This is a genomic window from Arthrobacter sp. SLBN-112 (assembly GCF_030944625.1).
Classification (GTDB): Bacteria; Actinomycetota; Actinomycetes; order Actinomycetales; family Micrococcaceae; genus Arthrobacter.
In genome coordinates, this window is record NZ_JAUSXY010000001.1 from 3,932,820 (window position 1) to 3,951,919 (window position 19,100).

General features: G+C 67.0%; 17 protein-coding genes. 4 read left to right on the forward strand and 13 right to left on the reverse strand.

Annotated features, from left to right (window positions below; all coding sequences use genetic code 11):
* Nucleotides 1–149 precede the first annotated feature (149 nt).
* On the forward strand, nucleotides 150–2,411 hold the full coding sequence (locus tag QF050_RS18215; protein WP_374121547.1) for a hypothetical protein: 2,262 nt from the start codon (nucleotides 150–152) through the stop codon (nucleotides 2,409–2,411).
* Nucleotides 2,412–2,429: 18 nt separating this feature from the next.
* Here the strand turns inward: QF050_RS18215 and QF050_RS18220 are convergent, their stop codons facing one another.
* The 10 genes from QF050_RS18220 to glyA form a co-directional block, all read right to left on the reverse strand.
* Entirely contained in the window at nucleotides 2,430–3,338 is a 909-nt protein-coding gene (locus QF050_RS18220; RefSeq protein WP_374121581.1) for a YihY/virulence factor BrkB family protein, read from the reverse strand.
* Between the two features lie 121 nt (nucleotides 3,339–3,459).
* Complete coding sequence (locus tag QF050_RS18225) at nucleotides 3,460–4,164, reverse strand: 2'-5' RNA ligase family protein (protein WP_308931678.1); 705 nt, start codon at nucleotides 4,162–4,164, stop codon at nucleotides 3,460–3,462.
* A 4-nt stretch (nucleotides 4,165–4,168) separates the two neighbouring features.
* Entirely contained in the window at nucleotides 4,169–5,212 is a 1,044-nt protein-coding gene (gene trpS, locus QF050_RS18230) for a tryptophan--tRNA ligase (RefSeq protein ID WP_308931679.1), read from the reverse strand.
* Between the two features lie 16 nt (nucleotides 5,213–5,228).
* Complete coding sequence (locus QF050_RS18235; protein ID WP_308931680.1) at nucleotides 5,229–6,062, reverse strand: exodeoxyribonuclease III; 834 nt, start codon at nucleotides 6,060–6,062, stop codon at nucleotides 5,229–5,231.
* Nucleotides 6,063–6,072: 10 nt separating this feature from the next.
* On the reverse strand, nucleotides 6,073–6,636 hold the full coding sequence (locus QF050_RS18240; protein WP_308931681.1) for a hypothetical protein: 564 nt from the start codon (nucleotides 6,634–6,636) through the stop codon (nucleotides 6,073–6,075).
* A 75-nt stretch (nucleotides 6,637–6,711) separates the two neighbouring features.
* A complete protein-coding gene (locus QF050_RS18245; protein ID WP_308931682.1) occupies nucleotides 6,712–7,029 on the reverse strand; it encodes a hypothetical protein in 318 nt (105 codons plus the stop codon).
* 150 nt (nucleotides 7,030–7,179) lie between these two features.
* The gene (locus tag QF050_RS18250; RefSeq protein WP_308931683.1) at nucleotides 7,180–7,845 is read right to left on the reverse strand and encodes a response regulator transcription factor; all 666 of its coding nucleotides are present in this window, start codon (nucleotides 7,843–7,845) and stop codon (nucleotides 7,180–7,182) included.
* Nucleotides 7,842–8,978, reverse strand: a complete 1,137-nt coding sequence (locus tag QF050_RS18255) for a histidine kinase (protein WP_308931684.1) — start codon at nucleotides 8,976–8,978, stop codon at nucleotides 7,842–7,844. The genes QF050_RS18250 and QF050_RS18255 overlap by 4 nt, the downstream gene beginning before the upstream one ends.
* 178 nt (nucleotides 8,979–9,156) lie before the next feature.
* A complete protein-coding gene (locus QF050_RS18260; RefSeq protein WP_308931685.1) occupies nucleotides 9,157–10,059 on the reverse strand; it encodes a bifunctional methylenetetrahydrofolate dehydrogenase/methenyltetrahydrofolate cyclohydrolase in 903 nt (300 codons plus the stop codon).
* 3 nt (nucleotides 10,060–10,062) lie between these two features.
* Nucleotides 10,063–11,361 (reverse strand): serine hydroxymethyltransferase, encoded by a 1,299-nt coding sequence (glyA, locus tag QF050_RS18265; protein ID WP_308931686.1) that lies wholly within the window; start codon nucleotides 11,359–11,361, stop codon nucleotides 10,063–10,065.
* 277 nt (nucleotides 11,362–11,638) lie between these two features.
* On the opposite strand from glyA, the gene purU reads away from it, so the two are divergent.
* Together purU and QF050_RS18275 are read left to right on the forward strand one after the other, a co-directional pair.
* Nucleotides 11,639–12,499: a formyltetrahydrofolate deformylase gene (purU, locus tag QF050_RS18270; protein WP_308931687.1), complete on the forward strand. Its 861-nt coding sequence runs from the start codon at nucleotides 11,639–11,641 to the stop codon at nucleotides 12,497–12,499.
* An 82-nt stretch (nucleotides 12,500–12,581) separates the two neighbouring features.
* Nucleotides 12,582–13,100, forward strand: a complete 519-nt coding sequence (locus QF050_RS18275; protein ID WP_308931688.1) for a gamma carbonic anhydrase family protein — start codon at nucleotides 12,582–12,584, stop codon at nucleotides 13,098–13,100.
* Nucleotides 13,101–13,115: 15 nt separating this feature from the next.
* Here the strand turns inward: QF050_RS18275 and QF050_RS18280 are convergent, their stop codons facing one another.
* A complete protein-coding gene (locus QF050_RS18280) occupies nucleotides 13,116–14,849 on the reverse strand; it encodes an FAD-dependent oxidoreductase (protein WP_308931689.1) in 1,734 nt (577 codons plus the stop codon).
* A complete protein-coding gene (locus tag QF050_RS18285) occupies nucleotides 14,846–16,372 on the reverse strand; it encodes an amino acid permease (protein WP_308931690.1) in 1,527 nt (508 codons plus the stop codon). Before QF050_RS18285 ends, QF050_RS18280 begins: the two co-directional genes overlap by 4 nt.
* 172 nt (nucleotides 16,373–16,544) lie before the next feature.
* On the opposite strand from QF050_RS18285, the gene QF050_RS18290 reads away from it, so the two are divergent.
* Nucleotides 16,545–18,161, forward strand: coding sequence for a PucR family transcriptional regulator (locus QF050_RS18290; RefSeq protein ID WP_308931691.1), 1,617 nt, complete (start codon nucleotides 16,545–16,547; stop codon nucleotides 18,159–18,161).
* Here QF050_RS18290 and QF050_RS18295 read toward each other — a convergent pair.
* Nucleotides 18,158–19,093: a nitrilase-related carbon-nitrogen hydrolase gene (locus tag QF050_RS18295; protein ID WP_308932214.1), complete on the reverse strand. Its 936-nt coding sequence runs from the start codon at nucleotides 19,091–19,093 to the stop codon at nucleotides 18,158–18,160. The two genes, QF050_RS18290 and QF050_RS18295, sit on opposite strands and share 4 nt — an antisense overlap.
* Between the last annotated feature and the right edge of the window lie 7 nt (nucleotides 19,094–19,100).

The following is a 19,100-nucleotide window of genomic DNA, read 5'->3' on the forward strand; positions in this document are numbered from 1 at the left end:
GCGGTTGACAGCGGCCCGCCGCACCCTGAGGATAATGGGTGGGAAAACGCTTTCTTGCACGACACCATTCCCGCTCCGGCGACTTCCCGGCCAGGCGGTTTTTCCTGCACCCGTGCTTCAATCCACCAACCATCAGGAGGCCGTTCAGCGTGCACAGCCAAGGCAGCACCGCCCGCCCGGTTCCGGCCAATGCCCCGCAAGGCAGCAGCGCGCCCATCGACAGGAAGGCCCTGGTCAGGCGGCACAATGTCAGCCAGCAAACCCTGGACCCGCGAAGCCCGGTGTCAGTAGGCAACGGCGAGTTTGCCTTCACGATGGACCTGACCGGCGTGCAGACTTTTCCGGCGGAGTATCCGGTGGGGGCGCGCGACGACGCCCTCCCCCCGGGGACACTCCTCGGTACCCAGTCCCAATGGGGCTGGCATTCCACCCCCACAGAGGAACCCTACGGACTCGCCGGCTCCACCGTTACCTATGATTCCCCCCGCGGGCCGGTGCCGTATGTGGACATGGTGGGAGACATCGTCAATGACCGCGAGACCGGCACCTCGGCCGGCGAAACATGGCTGCGGGCGAACCCGCACCGGCTGGACCTGGGACGCATCGGCTTCATGCTGGCAACAGGCTCAACCGAACGGGCCATCAGCGGAGCAGACGTGGCCGGCACCGGGCAGACCCTCGACTTGTGGACCGGCACCGTCCACAGCGCCTTCACCCTGGGCGGCCGGCCCATCAACGTCCTCACCGCGTGCCATCCGCGGCGCGATGAACTGGGCTTCCATGTGGAATCACCAGCCCTCCACGACGGGCTGGTGATCTGCGTTGATTTTCCCTACGGGTCCGAGGCATGGCACGACGCCGCCGACTGGAGCCGGCCGGAGGCCCACACCACCGTCCTCGGGGAGGCTGTCCCGTCAGTGATCCATCCCGGCTCGACGAGTTGGACCGTCCACCGCGAACTCGACCACTCCCGGTACCGGATGGTGGTCACCGGCCGCGGACTCGTCGTGGAACAAACGGGCAGGCACCGCATCCGGATCAGCGCGCTCCCCGGAGGTCCCGCTGCGCTCGACGCGGCGGTGGCCTTCGTCCCGGCAGATGACAGTGACTGCATCCCGCGGGACGTCGCTTTCCCGGCGGCTGGACTGCCGGACGGAGACGCAAAAGCCGGTGCCGTCGTCGGGCCTTTCCCGGGAGCCAACGGCCCCGGCAGCAACATCGCCGCTGCCTCTGCAACCCATTGGGAAGGGTTTTGGACCACGGGCGGGGTCATGGAACTGGACGCGACCGCGGACGCCCGGGCCAAGGAGCTTGAGCGCCGCATTGTCCTCTCCCAGTACCTGACCGCCGTCAACTGTGCGGGTTCCCTCCCGCCCCAGGAAACAGGACTTGTCTGCAATTCGTGGCGCGGACGGTTCCATTTGGAGATGCACTGGTGGCACGCTGCGCACTTCGCCCTCTGGAACCGTGCCGAACTCCTCCTGCCGTCCCTGCGGTGGTACGCCACCATCCTGGAGACATCGCGGCGGACTGCGAGGGCGCAAGGGTTCGACGGCGTCCGCTGGCCCAAGCAGGTGGGCCCGGACGGGCGGGAGAGCCCCAGTCCGATCGGCACCTTCCTGATCTGGCAGCAGCCGCACCCCATCTACCTGGCAGAGCTCGTCTACCGCGCCAATCCTTGTAAGGACGTCCTTGAGGAGTTCGCGGAGATCGTGTTCGAGTCGGCCGCGTTCATGGCCAGCTTCGCCCACCCCACCGCGCGGGGCTTCGAACTGGGGCCGCCCCTCATTCCGGCGCAGGAAAGCTACGGCCCGCTGCGGGCCGCCGTCGCGAATCCCACCTTTGAGCTGGCGTACTGGCAGTGGGGCCTCCGGACTGCCGCCGCGTGGCGGGAACGGCTGGGCCTGGAACCCGTGGCGGCATGGCGGGACGTGGCCGGAGGACTCGTTCCGCCTCGGGTGATGGACGGCGTCTACGCCGCCATCGACGTGGAGCCGTTCACCATAAGGACTGACCACCCATCAATGCTGTGTGCGTTGGGGGTCCTGCCCCGGACAGACCTCATTGATGCAGACACCATGCGGGCCACGCTGGCCGATGTCCTGGGCGGCTGGGACTGGGACAGCACCTGGGGCTGGGACTACCCGGTCATGGCCATGGCCGCTGCCCGCCTGGGTGATCCGGAAGCCGCCGTGGACGCCCTGTTGCAGGACGCGGGCAAGAATACGGTGCTGCCCAACGGGCACAACCGCCAGACGGACTCCCTGCCGCTGTACCTGCCCGGCAACGGCGGTCTCCTCGCCGCCACCGCATTGATGGCCGCCGGATGGGACAACGGACCGGACGGGCGCTCCCCCGGCTTCCCGCCCGGCTGGACGGTGCGGTGGGAGGGACTGCTTGCTTCGCCCTAACAGCCCGTTCGCCCGGGGTCAGGTTTGGGGTGTCGCGCGGCGGGCACCAAGGATCGTCTTGCGGGGTTTGCCATCGGAGGCGAGATCGGCCTGGCGCACCGCTGACCATCCCGCGGAAACGAGATAGACCTGGCTGACCAAGTTGAACCAGATGAGCAGGCCGATGATGATGGCAAACGGTGCCAGGATGGGGTTTCGGCTGGCACCGCCCAGCAGTTCCGTGCTGAAGATCTGCAGGACGGTGGTGCCCACGGCAGCAAGGATGGTGCCCTCGAGCAGGGCCTGGCGGGAAAGCTTCAACCCGGCAGCCAACCGGAACATGATCATCGCTGTGACCCAGTTGAGGACCAATGGCACCACGATCTTGACGGACGTGGTCAGCGGGCCGGCGAGGGCATCGCTGAGATGCAGGAAATCCGCCACCCAGCCGGCGGCGGTGCCGAACACCAGCGACGCGCCTGCACTGATCACCAAGGCTACGCCCAGCAGCAGGAGGGTCCCGGCGTCCCGCAGCTTGAGCAGGATGGGATTGACCACCAGCGGAGGCAACTCGACGATGCCGCGGAGTCCGTTCCGGAGGCCGTTGATCCAGCCGAGCGAGGTAACCACCGTGACCACGGCGCTGATCACGGCCGTCCAGCCGAGTCCGCTGGGGTCAAGCAGGTCCTTGGGGTCCACCAGGCCTTCGCCGCCGTTGACCTTCAGCAGGCCCGGGGCGCTCCTGGCCACGCTGCTGATGATGGTGTCCAGCAATGCCGGCTGGCCGCGGAGGACCAGGCCCGCAACGGAAAAGCCGGTAGCCAGCAGGCCGGTGATGGAGAAGAACATGTTGAAGCCGATGCCGGCGCTCATCAGCGGCCCGTAATGGAGGCCGTAGTGCCTGAACGCCCGCATGGGCCGCAGGACGTTCAGCCGGGCAGTGAACAACTGTACCCAGGCCAGCAGGGCCGGGACCTTGCCGCCGGACCGGCGCGCCTTGTGCCACTCTGTGCGCTTCTGGATCACGTCCAGCTTCAGCCGGGCGAATTCGGTAGGCAGGGGCTGCTGGTCAGCCGGCGTCCGTTGCGGTGTCCGCGGCGGCGTCCGTGAAGGGGGTGCCGGCGTCGTTGTTAGTTTCGGTCCCAAAATCCAGCTCTTCCCGTAGCTGCCAGATGCCGTCGGCATCATGCTCATAGAGTCCCATGCTAACCACGGGGAAGGTTGCCTTATAGTTCTTCAGTGCCGTTTCGGCCTCGTCCAGGCTTTCCGGGGCGACGTCGTGGGCAATCGTGACGTGGGGATGGTAGGCGAAGGGCAGCTCACGGTGCAGGGGACCCTGCTGCAGTTTGCGGTGCAGATCCACGCAGTGCTCGAACCCGTCCTCGACCTTGATGAAGACAACAGGAGAGACCGGGCGGAAGGTGCCCGTCCCGGCGATAGTGACCATGAATGGCCTCTGGCACCGGGCAACCTCGCGGACGTGCCGGCGGGTTGCCTCCCAGTCCTGGGTGGGCGTGGTGGTGATCAGCGTGATGTGTGCCGGTATCACTCCCGCCATCGGGTCCCCGAACGACGCCCGCCACTGCTGCAGCTCCGAGGCAATCTCGGCCGGGAAACCCAGGATGACGCCCACGCTGACGTCTTCGGTGCGGACGGCGTCGTCCTCCGCCACTGCATCCTGGCCCGACTGGTCTTCGTAACGGTTACCCAGGGTCCGCTCCGCCTCGCCGGCGGAGCACGCGCCTCCCCTGGCGGTAGCGTTTCTCGAAGACATGGCGCTAGCGGACTCCAGCGAGGCTGAGGGAGGGCAGGAAGCCCATGCGCTCGTACACCCGTGCCAGGGTGACCGACGCGATCTCGCGGGCCCGGTCGGCGCCCAGGGCCAGCAACCGGTCGAGCTCGGCGGGATCAGCCATGAGCTCGTTGGTACGGTTGCGGATCGGGGTGATGAAGTCCACCACCACCTCGGCGAGGTCCACCTTGAGATGGCCGTACATCTTCCCCTGGTACTCGGCTTCCAGCTCGGCGACCGACTTGCCGGTGAGGGCGGAATAGATGGTCAGCAGGTTGGACACGCCGGGCTTTTCCTCGGCGTCAAAACGGATATCCGTGCCGGCGTCGGTGACCGCAGACTTGATGCGCTTGGCCGCAATCTTGGGATCTTCCAGCAGCTGGATGGCACCGTTGGGCGACTCCCCCGTCTTGGACATCTTGGCGCTGGGGTTCTGGAGGTCGTAGATCTTGGCGCTCTCCTTGACGATCGTTGCCTCGGGCACCGTGAAGGTCTGGCCAAACCGCGTGTTGAAACGCTGGGCCAGGTTCCGGGTCAACTCAAGGTGCTGACGCTGGTCCTCCCCCACGGGTACGAGGTCGCTCTGGTAGAGCAGGATGTCCGCGGCCATCAGCGTGGGGTAGGCGAACAGGCCCAGCGTGGCGGAATCTGCTCCGGACTTCTGGGTCTTGTCCTTGAACTGGGTCATCCGCGATGCCTCGCCAAAGCCGGTGATGCAGTTCAGTGCCCAGGCAAGCTGGGCGTGCTCGGGGACGTGGGACTGGACAAAGAAGATGCTCTTGTCCGGGTCGATGCCGGCCGCGATGTACTGCGCCGCGACGATGCGGGTCCGCTTGGCAAGTTCCCCGGGCTCGAAGTCCACCGTGATGGCGTGCAGGTCCGGGACAAAGAATACGGCGTCGTACTCTGCCTGCATGTCCACCCAGTTGCGCACGGCCCCGATGTAGTTGCCCAGGTGCAGGGAATCGGCGGTTGGCTTGGCTCCGGAGAGAATGCGCTTCTTGGCGGTCTGGGAAGTCTGGCTGGTCATGGAAAAACTTTCGGGCTTAGAGCTGGTAGTCCACTACCAGCGGTGCGTGATCGGAGAAGCGGGTGTCCCAGGAGGCTGCGCGGTCAACGACGGCGGACAGGGCGCCGGCCGCCAGCCCGGGGGTGGCCAAGTGGTAGTCGATGCGCCAGCCGGTGTCGTTGTCGAAGGCTTTTCCGCGCTGGGACCACCAGGTGTAGGGCCCGTGCATCTCGCCGGCCACGTTGCGGTGGACGTCGTGCCAGCCGATCTCCTCACCCAGGAAGCGATCGAAGTATTCGCGTTCCGCCGGCAGGAAACCGGCCTTCTTCACGTTGCCCTTGGCGTTGCGGATATCGAACGGAGTGTGGGCGACGTTCAGGTCTCCCACCACCAGGGCATGATCGCTGTGCTTGGTCAGCTCCGGGAGCCGGGTGCTCATGGCATCGAGGAAACGGAACTTGTCGTCCTGCTTTGGCGTCCCCACCTCGCCCGAGTGCACATACGCACTGGCTACCGTGAGTTGGACAGGGTTGCCGGCGGCGTCCGGGAAACGGAAGTCGGCCTCAACCCAGCGGCCGGCCGTGGCAAAGTAGTCGTCGCCAATGCCGTTCCTGGTGGCCAGGGGCTCCTGGCGGGACGCAATGGCGACGCCGGCACGGCCCTTTGCTTCCGCCTCGGCGTGCAGGATATGCCAGTCATCCCCGAGCAGCTGCCGGACGATCGCGTCAGGGGCGCGCACCTCCTGCAGGCAGAGAATGTCCACTTCCCGCGGCTCAAGCCACGCGGCCATGCCGTTTTTGTAGGCAGCCCGGAGGCCGTTCACGTTGACGGATGCGATGCGAAGGTGGTCCTTCTTCAATGCCGAGCTCACCCGCTCCACTCTAGTCGATGATGGTCCCGGCGACCGGCTCTCCGCTGCCGCCAGAGGACTTGATCATGTCCCGGGCATTGGTGGCTGTGATCTCGATGGTCTCCAGGGCGCGGTTGATGGTGTCCTGGTTGGCGGCGGCACCCTTGGCGCGCTCCTCCTCCACCACCCGGACCTGCACCTGGACAATCTTGAAGGAATGGTCAAGCTTGAGGTCGCGCACTTCATCCGCCTCGGAGCGTTCGTGGATCACGCGGGTTCCGCCGTGATCGGCGGACGCCGGCGCCGGGGCGCGGCCGGTGGCCGTGTTGAAGGCGCTCTGTGCCTCCGAAAACTTCGCCCCGGCCTTCTTGGCGGCCCTTTGGATGCTGAAGACCACGAATGCAGCCAGCGCCAGCCAGAAGCCGGCGATGACCGCAACAACCCAGCCCACGACGTCGTTCTGGTTTGCCGCAAAGAGGACGGCCACGACGAACGCCGTCACCAGGACCATCAGGCCCGGCCCGCTGATGCGGAACATCGAAAAGCCGCCCTTGGTGCGGGCGGACGGAGTGGAAGGGTTACCCAGAGATCGCATGCGACCATTGTCTCAAACGATGCGGCCTCCGCCGGCGCCCTTCCACCCCCGGCGAACAGCCCCGGCGCGGCCAGGTCACTTCTGCCGTCGGTCTCCGCTGCGCAGGACCTCCAGGCGCTGCCGGAACTCCGTTTCGTCCACCTCGCCGCGGGCATAACGCTCGCGCAGCACTCCTTCGGCGCCCTGGCCGGCTGCCCAGTGCTGGTTCCTGCGCCAGCTCCTGCGGGCCAGGAAGATGAACAGCGCGATGACCAGGAGCCAGAACAGCGGGAACAAAAGGAACCATGGGGAAAAGGCGCCGTGCCACGGTCCATAGACGACCGTATCGGCCGGCACCCGCGCGGCCGCGAACGAGGCTGCGGCGGACATTGCGGTGATAAGCGAAGGCAACATGTTCAATCTCCCGACTCTTTTAACCGGCCGTGGTTTCGGCCTTGTATCGAGTCTCGTTCGGGCCGTCGGGCGGCGCGTCCGGCGGCGGGAGTCACCTGTGCCGGGCCGCGTACTCCTCCGGTAGTCCGGCAGCTGCAACCGGTACCGGCCTCAGCCCGTCCAGCCCGGCCGGACGAGGCCGGATTCGTAGGCCAACACCACCAACTGCGCCCTGTCCCTGACCATGAGCTTCGCCATGATCCGCGAAACGTGCGTCTTTGCCGTGAGTGGAGTGATGAACAGCCGCTCGGCAATTTCCGCGTTGTTCAACCCTTCCCCCACAAGCTGGAGAACCTCCCGCTCCCGGTCGGTGATGCGGTCCAGTGCCACCGGCCGTTCGGCGGCCCGGGAGTGCCGTGCCAACTGGGCCATGATGCGCCGGGTCACCGAGGGCGAAAGCAGCGCGTCCCCGTCGTGCACGATGCGGACTGCGCGCAGGAGCTCGGCCGGTTCAGTGTCCTTGACCAGAAAACCGGCGGCACCGGCCCGGACGGCCTCGGCGATGTATTCGTCCAGCTCGAAGGTGGTGAGCATGACCACCCGGGTACCTGGCAGCGCAGAATCGGTGAGGATCTGCCGCGTTGCCTCCAGGCCATCGCCGTCCGGCATTCGGATATCCATCAGGACGACGTCCGGATGATACTGGCGGGCAAGCCGCACCGCTTCGCGCCCCGTACCGCATTCGGCCACGACCTTCATGTCTGCCTCGGCGTCCAGCAGCGCCCGGAAGCCCGCACGGATCAGGTTCTGGTCATCAGCCAGCAGGATGCTGATCATCTTGGAGTCGGCCCTGCACTGGCGACCAGCGGGAGGACCGCGCGGACCCGCCACCCTGTACCGGACGGCGCCGGCCCCAGCTCAAGCCCGCCGCCCAAAGCCGCCACCCGCTCCCGCATGCCGGTGATGCCGTTACCTTCCGGCGCTGCGCCGGCACCGGCGCCGTCGTCGTCAATACTCACCAGCAATTCCCCTCCTGACGCGTGGATTGAGACCTGGGCCGTCCCGGCGCCGGAATGCCTGACTATATTGGTCAGTGCTTCCTGCACAATCCGGTACGCCGCTTCCTGCACGGTTGCCGGGACGTTTTCCATACCGGGGTCGGCCTGCAGGCTGACGTCCAGCCCCGCCCGCCGCGCATTGTCCACGACTTCCGCAATCCGGCCGAGGCTGGGCCGGGTGGTGGGGCTCAGCGGAACATCGTCCCGGAGCACGCCCAGCAGCTGGCGCACTTCAGCCAGTGATTCCTTACTCGCTGCTTTGATGGTCTCCAAGGCAGGGCGGAACTGCGCCGGGTCCTTCTCGCCCAAGTGCAACGCCACCGAGGCCCGCACGTTGATCAGGGACAGCGAGTGGGCCACCACGTCATGGATGTCCCTCGCCAAGGCAAGCCTGTATTCGTCGCGGGCAGCCTGCTCGGCGGCGGCCTGCTGGCGGTGCCGTTCGGCCACGCGTTCGCCGCGGAACCGCACCCCTTCTCCGATCAGGACCAGGATGGCCAGCCATGAGGACCCGGCAAGTGCCCGGACGAACGCCGCCTCATCGCCGCTGCGCGCGGCGGCAAGAAACAACACCAGGATTCCGGCCGCCGCCCCCGACCAGGCCATCATGCGCTTTCCGGCCGCCGCCGTCAGGACCAGCGCCAGGCCGAAAGACAGGACCACCGGACCCCACGCGTACCCCAGGGCAAGGTAGGCTGCGGTGGCCCCGGCGGCAACGGGCAGCATCACCAGCGGCGCGCGCCGGCGAAAAGCGAGGGCGGCGGGGCCAAGCAGCAGCAACGCCAGCGCCAGGGGATCCAGTGGCGCGTGGCCGGGTTGCCGCAAGGAAGCGAATGCCGACCCGGCCACCTGGATCACGGCGACCACCACCACGATGACGGCGGTGGGCGGTCCCCGGAAACGGCGCTGCATGGACCGAGCCTATGCCCGCGGGCGGTGAAAGTCGTCAGATGGGCGGCGTAGGCCCCGTACTGCCCAGGGAGTAGGCGGGCTGCGTTTTGCGGCATCGCCGCGATGTTAAAGCCCGACGGCGGCACGGCACCTTCCGTGCGAAAGGTGCCCTGCCGCCGTCGTGCGCTTCCTCGCGGGACTACTGCGGGATGCCCGCTGCGCGTTCCGCCGCCTCCACCACGTTGGTCATCAGCAGCGCCACGGTCATGGGGCCGACGCCGCCGGGGTTCGGCGAGATCCAGCCCGCCACCTCAGCGGCGGCTGGATCGATGTCACCGTAGACGCGGCTCTTGCCAGTCTCCGGATCGGTCTCACGGGTAACCCCGACGTCCAGCAGCGCCGCGCCAGGCTTGACGTCCGCTGCTTTGACGATGTGCTTGACGCCGGCAGCACCCACAATGACGTCCGCCTGCCGGAGCAGTTCCGAGAGGTTGGTGGTGCCGGTGTGGGTCAGGGTCACAGTGGCGTTGACGTCCCGGCGGGTCAGCAGCAGGCCGATGGACCGGCCGATCGTGACACCGCGGCCCACCACCACAACATGCTTGCCGGCCAGGCTGTACCCGTTGCGCTCGAGGAGCTCGATGACGCCCCGGGGCGTGCACGGCAGCGGCGTGGTGATCTTGTGGTTGACGTTCAGCACCAGCCGGCCAAGGTTGGTGGGGTGCAGTCCGTCGGCGTCCTTGGCGGGGTCGATGCGCTCCAGGATGGCGTCGGTGTCCAGGTGCTTGGGCAACGGCAACTGCACGATGTACCCGTGGCAGGCCGGGTCCGCATTGAGTTCGTCAATGAGGGCCTCCACCTGCTCCTGGGTGGCGTCCGCTGGAAGCTCGCGCTGGATGGAGTTCATACCGATCTGCACTGACTGCTTGTGCTTCATGGAGACGTACAGCTGCGAGGCGGGGTCGGCGCCCACCAGCACAGTGGCGATGCCGGGAGTGACGCCCTTGGCCTTGAGTGCGGCCACGCGTTCGGTCAGCTCGGCCTTGATGGCAGCGGCGGTAGCCTTGCCGTCAAGGATCTGCGCGGTGGTGGTTTCAGTCATTGGTTACCACTGCTCGTGCTGCGGGTAGAGCGGGAAGTCTGCTGCCAGCTTGTCCACCCGGGCCTGCAGGGCCTCGACGTCGGCGCTGTTGCCTGCCTTGAGGGCGGTGGCGATGATCTCGGCAACCTCGGTGAACTCGGTGGCGCCGAAGCCGCGGGTCGCCAGTGCCGGGGTGCCGATGCGCAGCCCGGAGGTGACCATCGGCGGGCGGGGGTCGAACGGCACGGCGTTGCGGTTGACGGTGATGCCCACGGAGTGCAGGAGGTCCTCGGCCTGCTGGCCGTCCAGCTGGGAGTTGCGCAGGTCGACGAGCACCAGGTGGACGTCGGTGCCGCCGGTGAGGACCGAGACGCCCGCCTCGGCGACATCGGCCTGGTTCAGGCGGTCGGCGATGATCTTGGCGCCCTCGAGGACGCGCTCCTGGCGCTCCTTGAATTCCTGGGTGCCGGCGATCTTGAAGGCCACGGCCTTGGCAGCGATGACGTGCATGAGCGGGCCGCCCTGCTGGCCGGGGAAGACGTTGGAGTTCAGCTTCTTGGCCCACTGTTCCTTCGCCAGGATCACACCCGAGCGGGGACCGGCTAGGGTCTTGTGCACGGTGGAGGTGACGACGTCGGAGTACGGCACGGGGCTGGGGTGCAGTCCGGCGGCAACCAGGCCGGCGAAGTGTGCCATGTCGGTCCAGAGCAGCGCACCCACTTCATCGGCGATGGAGCGGAAGGCGGCGAAGTCAAGGTGGCGCGGGTAGGCGGACCAGCCGGCGATGATGACCTGCGGCTTTTCGGCGATGGCCTGCTCGCGCAGTTTGTCCATGTCGATGCGGAAGTTGTCTTCCTCGACCTGGTATGCGGCAACCTGGTACAGCTTGCCGGAGAAGTTCAGCTTCATGCCGTGGGTCAGGTGGCCGCCGTGTGCCAGGGACAGGCCCAGGATCTTGTCGCCCGGGGTGATCATGGCGGAGAGCGCGGCAGCGTTGGCCTGCGCGCCGGAGTGCGGCTGGACGTTTGCGTACTCGGCGCCGAACAGGGCCTTGACCCTGTCGATGGCCAGTTGTTCTGCGACGTCAACGTACTCGCAGCCGCCGTAGTAGCGGCGGCCGGGGTAGCCCTCGGCGTACTTGTTGGTGAGGACGGAGCCCTGGGCTTCCATCACGGCGCGCGGCGCGAAGTTCTCGGAAGCAATCATTTCCAGGGTGCCGCGCTGGCGGCCAAGCTCCTGCTCGAGGACTTTGGCGATTTCGGGGTCGAGTTCAGCCAGCGGCTGGTTGCTGACGGCTGTGGTTGAGGTGGCTGTAGTAGTCACGAAGAACTCCTGGCTAGGGATACGGGCACTGCTTAGGTCAGGCTACCGGCTGGCGCGCTATCCCACCGCGTTGATGACAGGGCGTGGAAGCACGGCATGGTACTGCTGCGCTGACGCGGGGTGCAGCCCCAATTCCGGCAAAACATGACCCTCGGCCCAGGCGTACGATCCGTGGTCTTCGTGATTGCCGCTCCCTGGTGGTTAAGCCACCCAACGCCAGTTGCGACCGTTCCAGCCTATCAAAACCGGCGCCCGCGGCGCGGGTAGGCTATTACGCGTGAATGAACAGCTGCTGAACCAAGCGTACGTAGTAACCCTGTCCTGCCCGGACCGTCCCGGAATTGTCCACGCCGTGGCCGGAGCACTGCTGGTGGCAGGGTGCAACATTACCGATTCGCAGCAGTACGGCAGCCCCACAACGGGCAACTTCTTCATGCGCGTGGAGGTCACCACCGCAGCTTCCAAGTCGGAGCTGCGCGCCGCGCTGGAGCCGGTGGCGGAAGCGTTCGCCATGCAGTGGAGCCTCAATACTGTCGGCGACAAGGTGCGCACCCTGGTGCTTGCCAGTACCTCCGCGCACTGCCTCAACGACCTTCTTTTCCAGCAGCGTTCCGGGACCCTGCCTGTCGAGATCCCCGCCATTGTGTCCAACCACCAGGACCTCGCCGGGCTCGCCGAGTTCTACGGCATCCCGTTCCACTACATTCCGGTGACCAAGGACACCAAGGCCCAGGCGGAAGACAAGCTGCGCGGCATCATCGCCGAACACGACATCGAACTGACGGTCCTGGCCCGTTACATGCAGATCCTCTCCGACGAGCTCTGCACCGAGCTGACGGGCAAGGCCATCAACATCCACCACTCGTTCCTGCCGTCCTTCAAGGGCGCCAAGCCGTACCACCAGGCCCATGCGCGCGGTGTGAAGCTGATCGGCGCCACGGCCCACTACGTCACGGCCGCCCTGGACGAGGGACCGATCATCGAGCAGGAAGTCATCCGGGTGGACCACGCCCGCACGGCGGAGCAATTCGTCCAGATGGGCCGCGACGTGGAGGGGCGCACCCTGGTCCAGGCCGTGCAGTGGCATGCCGAGCACCGGGTGCTGCTGGACGGCAACCGGACGGTGGTCTTCAACTAACTCGCAGCAGATGCCGTTTTGGGGCCTCAAAACGGCATCGACTGCCGCTCAGTTGGGTGCAGGGGTGGCTTAGGGTGAAGCCATGGCTCCTCTCTACCCTTTCGGCGGCAACTCCCCCGCCGTCCATGAATCAGCGTTCATCGCCCCGTCGGCGTCGATCATCGGCAATGCAACCCTGGCCGCAGACTCCAGCGCGTTCTACGGGGTATCCGTCCGCGCCGACACCGCCGCCATCACCGTGGGTGCCGGCAGCAACCTGCAGGACAACGTGGTGCTGCACGCCGACCCCGGCTTCCCCTGCACCGTGGGCGACCGGGTCAGCGTGGGGCACGCCGCCGTCGTGCATGGCTGCACCGTGGAGGACGACTGCCTCATCGGGATGGGCGCAACGGTCCTCAACGGTGCCGTGATCGGTACCGGCTCGCTGGTGGCGGCCGGCGCCGTCGTCCTGGAGGGGACAGTGGTTCCGCCACGCTCCTTGGTTGCGGGGGTCCCCGCCAAGGTGCGCCGGGAACTGACAGAGGAGGAGTTCGACGGCGTGCGCGCCAACGCTGCCCGGTACGTGGAGCTCGCGGCGAAACACCGCGAGCTCCACCCCTGACCCAGTCTGCCTGGGTCAGTCCAGGCTGATTGGCCCCATTTCGTCGAGCAGGTCGCCCGGGCCGGGGTTGCCCGGAGCTGACGAGCCGCCCAGGTGGTTCACCACGCCCCATACCGCGTTCAAGCCTGTGGTGACGGCGCCTTCGGCCCAGCCGGCAGTGAAGGAGACGTCATCGCCGGCCAGGAAGATCCCGCGCTGGGATTCCGGCAGCGCGTCCTGCTTGAAGTGCGTGAACAGCCGCTGCTGGTAGCGGTAGTGCCCGGGCAGGTTGGCTTTGAAGGCACCCATGAAGTTGGGGTCCGCCTCCCAGGACACGGTGATGGGCTGCCCCACGATGTGGCCGGCAATGTCCACGCCCGGGTAGATCTGCTCCAGCGAGTGCAGCATCAGTTCCACGCGTTCGTCCGCGTCCAGCGCAAGCCACTTCAGGGCGTCGTCGTTCCACGTATAGGACAACAGGATGACGGCGGGCTGGTCCGGGCCGTTGTCCAGCAGGTAGGTGGCGCGGTTCAGCCGGTCCGTCAGGGTCATGGACAGGACCTCGTGGCCGGTTTCCGGGTCGGTGTCCTTCCAGAACGGCCGGTCCACCATGACGAACGTCTTGGACGACTGCATATAGTGCGAGCGCTCCATCGCGGTCCACAGTTCGGCGGGGAACAACGCTTCCTCGGTGTGGATGCGGGTGGACAGCAGCCACGACTGGCACGTGCTCACCACTGCCGGGTAGCTGGCCTCGCGGCCCCAGCGTTCACGGATCCGCAGGTTCCCGTCCGGGTCCCGGCTGATCTTCCCCACGGCGCCGCGGGGCGAGCCGGAGTGGAGCGAGGCAAGGGAGGTGCCGGCGGGCCAGTGCACCAGGTCCGACGGCGCGTGCTGCCAGAGTGCCTCGGGCAGCCGCTGCGCTCCCCCGCGGATGAACCGGTGCTGGTCGTCCGCGTCGGTGTACACCACACGGAGGATCTCCAGGATGGAGTTGGGAAAGTCCGTGTCCCAGCCGCCCGTGCCGAATCCCACCTGGCCAAAGGCTTCCCGGTGCGCGAACCCTGCCTTCTTGAAGGAGTCGCTCGCGGCGATGAACCCGTAGAAGGTCTGCTCATCCATCAGGGGCAGCAGTTCGTTCCACAGTTCCTTGATCCGGGCAGTGTCGCGTGAGCGGATGGCGTCCTGCATCTGGGTGAACTTCGCGCCGTCGTTGACAGCCGCTTTCCAGGCGTCCGCAACCTCTCGGAAGAAGGGCGGAAGGTCGCCCGGCTTTTCCGCGTAGTGCTTCTTGCCCGCCAGCTCGATCACGGTACTGGAGGTGGCCTCGGCGAGGGGGTTGGGGAAGTCACAGGTTTCCAGGCCGAGCAGGTCCACATAGTGGTAGAAGGCCTTGCCCGAGACCGGGAACCGCATGCCGCCGAGGTCTGCCACCACGCCGGGCGCCGCCGGGAAGGCGGCGGTGCGGAGCCGGCCACCGATCTGGTCTGCTTCGTAGACAACCGGGCGAAGGCCAAGCTTCATCAGCTCGTAGGCCGTCACCAGGCCGGAGAGCCCGGCTCCGATCACGGCCACTTCGGTGCCGTACAACTCCGCCGGGACCGATCCCATGCCGTCCGGGTGGGCCAGGTAGTGGTCATAGCTGAACGGGAAGTCGGGGTTCAGCATAGTGATGGGTGCTTGGCCGCCGGCCCCCGGTCCTGGTGCTGCTTCCTGCCGGCTGGAGGTGCTGGAGGGATCAAAAGCCGGCAATTCGGTGGCAATGGTCATGAAATTTCTGCTTTCACAGGTTCCTGGCTCGGGGCCTTGGCGGTCAGTTCACGGTAGTCGAGCTCGCTCAGGGCCGCTACCTTGGAGTTCCGGCGTCCGTAGCCGAAGTAGATGGCGATCCCCACCAGCATCCATGCGCCGAAGACAACCCACGTATCGGCGCCGAGGTTCGCCATCAGGTAGGCGCACATGAGCGTTCCCAGCACCGGGGTGGCGGGGTACAGGGGCACCCGGAAGCTGCGCTCCAGGTCGGGGCGGTTGCGGCGCAGGTAGATGACGGCGACGTTGACCAGCGCGAACGCGAAGAGCGTCCCGATGCTGGTGGCGTCGGCCAGGGCGCCGAGCGGGACGAGGCCTGCGGTCAGGGCGACGGCGATGCCCACGATGAGGGTACCGGCGGCCGGGGTGCCGGTCCGGGGTGAGACGCGGCTGAAGACCCTGGGCACCAGGCCGTCGCGGGACATCGAGAGCAGGATGCGCGTCTGGCCGTAGAGGACAGTGAGCACGATGCTGGCGATGGCAAGGACTGCGCCCACGGAGAAGACCAGTGCGATCCACGGCTGGTGGGTGGTCTCCTCGAGGATCTGGACCAGCGCGGCTTCGGTTCCGTCGAACCAGCCCCAGGGCCGGGCGCCAATAGCGGCGACGGCCACCAGGACGTAGATGCTGGTGACGATCACCATGGACAGCAGGATGGCGCGGGGCAGGTCGCGCTTGGGGTTCCTGGCTTCCTCGCCTGCGGTGGATGCGGCGTCGAATCCGATGTAGGAGAAGAACACCCGGGATGCGGCGGCGGATACGCCTGCGGCCCCCATGGGCATGAGCGGTTCGAAGTTGCCCGCGTTGAAGGCGGTAAAGGCGACGGCGCAGAAGAGGAGCAGGATGCCGATTTTGATGATGACGACGGCCGTGTTGATCCATGCGCTTTCCCGGGCACCGCGGACCAGCAGGACCATGGCCAGTACCACGATGGCCATCGCCGGAATGTTCACCAGTCCGCCGTCGCCGGGAGGCTGGGAGATGGCATCCGGGAGCACCTGCCCAAACGCCGCCAGTGCTTCATTGACGTACTGGCCGGCACCGACAGCTACTGCGGCCACGGAAACGGCGTACTCAAGGACCAGGCACCACCCGCAGATCCATGCCATGCCTTCACCCATGGTGGCGTAGGAATAGGAGTAGCTGGAGCCTGCCACCGGAACCAGGCCGGCCATTTCGGCATAGGACACCGCGGAGAGCAGCGCGGCTACGCCGGCAATGACGAACGAGATCCAGATGGCCGGCCCGGCCAGCGGCACCGACTCTCCAAGGATCACCAGGATGCCGGTCCCGAGCGTGGCGCCAACACTGATCATGGTGAGGTGGAGGACGCCGAAGCTGCGGACCAGCGCGGTGCCGCCCTCACCGCTTCCAGCTTCACTGACCATCTGGCCGATCGGTTTGCGGCGCAGGAGCTGGTCCGCCAGCCGCGGCCGGGATGCTCCTGGCGCAATTGGTTTTTCGGTGGTCACAGGCACAGTCACCGTTGACGTCCCTTCAGAGTAGTTGTCGGTTTCCCCTCACCAAGGTTGGCATGTGAGCCAACTCTCAGGACGGTGCAAAATGACCTATAGTAGCCAGGCATGAGACTTTATGCACAATACCCGACCCCGGTTGCGGCGGGCCCGGCAGGCTTATGCGCCGCCTCGAAGAGCCATGCTTCCTGAGCCCGCGGCCGCCGGCCGGCTGAGCTTCGTCACCCTGCAACAGTTCCTTGACCAGCTGCCGCCGCTGTTGACGACGCTCCACGACGGCGGCAGCGGCGGACGGCTGCTGCGGTGGGTTGAGCCCAGTGAGCTGGAGGATCCGACGCCCTACCTCCCGGAGGGTGAGTTCCTGCTGACGGCGGGCCTTCCGTTCCTGGGCGACGGCGGAGCGGCCGCCAGCGTGGACGCGTACGTCCGGCGGCTGGTGGACGCCAAGGTGGCCGCCCTGGGCTTCGGAATCAGGCCGTACTTCGACGCCGTTCCGGAGGTACTCATCGATGCGTGCCGCCGGCATAACCTCACCTTGTTCGAAGTGCCGGAATCGCTCCCCTTCGCGGCCATTGGCCTTCAGTTCTCGCAGCTTCTTGAGTCCGACAATGCAAGGGTCTTCCGGCAACTGGCAGAGACCAACCGGCAGTTAATGCGCGCAGTCCTCTCCCCCAGGCCGGAACACGAACTGCTGGCGGCACTGGTCCAGCGCGTGCCCGTCTGGGCGGTGATGGTGGGAGCGGACGGCCGGATCCGGGCCCGCGGCACCAGCGGTGGCGGCAGCCCCGCCGTCGAACTTTCCCTGCTGGAACCCATGCTTAAACGCCTGCTGTCCGGCAGCGGCCCCCGGGTGGAGATGGACGGGTTCGACCAGCCCGGCTCGGCCCTGGTGGTTGGCCATCCGCTGCGCAGCACCAAGGATGCCAACCTGGGCGCCCTGGTCCTCGGTTCAGACGCCCCGTTGACACCGGCGCAGAACAACGTGGTCCAGTCCGCCGTCGGCCTCCTCGAGCTGTTGGTCCGGCAGCGCACCAGCGGCTCGTTGGCCCCCAGCCAACTGGCCACGGCCGTGCTGTTGCACCCCGAAAGCCTCACGAACGGAGGCAGCAGGCACCTGAACGCGCTCCGGGATCTGATGGCGCAGAGCCTTTCCTCCACCCGGTCCGCGGGCATGCGGGTAGTGCAGGGAATCAAGATGGACGCTCCGGAGTGGCCTGCAGGCGACAGCCCGGTCAGGGAACTCCTGCAGTGGCGGCGGCTGTTCGATACCAAGCTGGTGGAAATCACCGACTACGGATTCGCTGCGGTGACCCGGCTGAGGGTGGACGACTCCCTGCTCGACGAGGTCGAGAAACTCGGGTGGCGCCTGGTGATCGGAGAACCCACTGAACTCACCGGCCTGGCCGCCGCATATCAGGGTGCCAGCTCCCTGCGGAGCCAAGTGCAGAGAAGTGGACAAAGCGTGCGCGCCGACGAGGTTCAGTGGTCGGTGGCCGGGCTGCTGGGCCGCGAAGCCGGTACCATGCTGGCGGAACGGCTCCTGCATCCGGTCCTGGCACTGGAACCGGACCGGCGCGATCCCCTGCTGGCAGTCCTGCGCGGCTGGCTTACCGAGAACGGCAGCTGGGACGGCTCCGCCAAGCTCCTGGGACTTCACCGGAACAGTGTGCGGCGGCAGATCGGGGTCCTTGCCGACCTGCTCGGAATGGACCTGAACCAGGCGCAGGTGCGGGCAGAGCTGTGGATCGCGCTGCAGTACGCGGACGGGGTGACCGATGGGATGGCGGGCAGCGGCTAGGGCAGGTTATCCCCGGGCCGGTCAGGTTCGGGCGCAAGGCCGGCCTCCCATTCGCGGTACAGCTCCGGCCGGCGCTCCCTGAGGTACGGCACTTCGTCCCTGGCGGCGCGGACGGCTTCCGGATCCACCGTGGCGAAAAGCAGTTCCGGAGCGTTTCCCGCTTCGGCCAGCAGGCGGCCATCCGGCCCCGCCACCACGCTTCCCCCGCCGAACGTGCAGGACCCTTCGGTGCCACAGTGGTTGGCGTATGCCACGGTCAGCTGGCTTTCCAGCGCGCGGGCACGGACAAGCACCTGGGGCACGGTTTCAAAACCCGCCGACAAGGCGGTGGGCACCAGCAGCAGCTCCGCGCCGCGGGCGGCAGCCGCCCTGGCGGCTTCGGGGAATTCGATGTCGTAGCAGATCAGCAGCGAGGTCCGAATGCCGAGGAAATCGACGACGGCGGGCGGCTCGTTGGCCGCGACGAACGCCTTGCGTTCCTCGTCGCCGAAGAGATGCACCTTGGCGTATCGAAGAAGTTCTGCGCCGGTGGCATCGACCAGGGACGCGGATATGTTCCAGTCGGGAGAACCCACGCGGCCCATGCCCTGGGACGAGCCGCCCTCGCTGACGACGCCGGCCCCGGCGGTCCCGGCAGCTTCCGTTGCTTCGGCTGGTTCGGCGGCTTCGGCAGCTTCGGCCGGAACGCTGTAGACGAGCGCGATCCCGTTGCGGCGGGCGATTCCGGCGAGCCTATCGCGGATGGCGGGAAGGGTTGCCGGGTCCAGCTCGTTTCGCAGCCGCAACGGAGCGTAGCCCACGGGGAACAGCTCCGGCGTCAGGAGCAGGCCGGCGCCGGCGCGGGCGGCCCGGCTGGCGGCCACATCAATGGTCCGGAGATTGGCCTCAACGTCCAGGACCGCGGCATTCGCCTGCAGGACGGACAGCAGCATCATTACC

What these genes read in the sequence shown, in the direction of transcription:
- QF050_RS18225 (WP_308931678.1), bottom strand. Translation starts at nt 4,164, where the DNA reads ATGTCTTCGAGAAACGCTACCGCCAGGGGAGGCGCGTGCTCCGCCGGC.
- trpS (WP_308931679.1), bottom strand. Translation starts at nt 5,212, where the DNA reads ATGACCAGCCAGACTTCCCAGACCGCCAAGAAGCGCATTCTCTCCGGA.
- QF050_RS18240 (WP_308931681.1), bottom strand. Translation starts at nt 6,636, where the DNA reads ATGCGATCTCTGGGTAACCCTTCCACTCCGTCCGCCCGCACCAAGGGC.
- QF050_RS18245 (WP_308931682.1), bottom strand. Translation starts at nt 7,029, where the DNA reads ATGTTGCCTTCGCTTATCACCGCAATGTCCGCCGCAGCCTCGTTCGCG.
- QF050_RS18250 (WP_308931683.1), bottom strand. Translation starts at nt 7,845, where the DNA reads ATGATCAGCATCCTGCTGGCTGATGACCAGAACCTGATCCGTGCGGGC.
- QF050_RS18255 (WP_308931684.1), bottom strand. Translation starts at nt 8,978, where the DNA reads ATGCAGCGCCGTTTCCGGGGACCGCCCACCGCCGTCATCGTGGTGGTG.
- QF050_RS18260 (WP_308931685.1), bottom strand. Translation starts at nt 10,059, where the DNA reads ATGACTGAAACCACCACCGCGCAGATCCTTGACGGCAAGGCTACCGCC.
- QF050_RS18275 (WP_308931688.1), top strand. Translation starts at nt 12,582, where the DNA reads ATGGCTCCTCTCTACCCTTTCGGCGGCAACTCCCCCGCCGTCCATGAA.
- QF050_RS18280 (WP_308931689.1), bottom strand. Translation starts at nt 14,849, where the DNA reads ATGACCATTGCCACCGAATTGCCGGCTTTTGATCCCTCCAGCACCTCC.
- QF050_RS18290 (WP_308931691.1), top strand. Translation starts at nt 16,545, where the DNA reads ATGCTTCCTGAGCCCGCGGCCGCCGGCCGGCTGAGCTTCGTCACCCTG.
- QF050_RS18295 (WP_308932214.1), bottom strand. Translation starts at nt 19,093, where the DNA reads ATGCTGCTGTCCGTCCTGCAGGCGAATGCCGCGGTCCTGGACGTTGAG.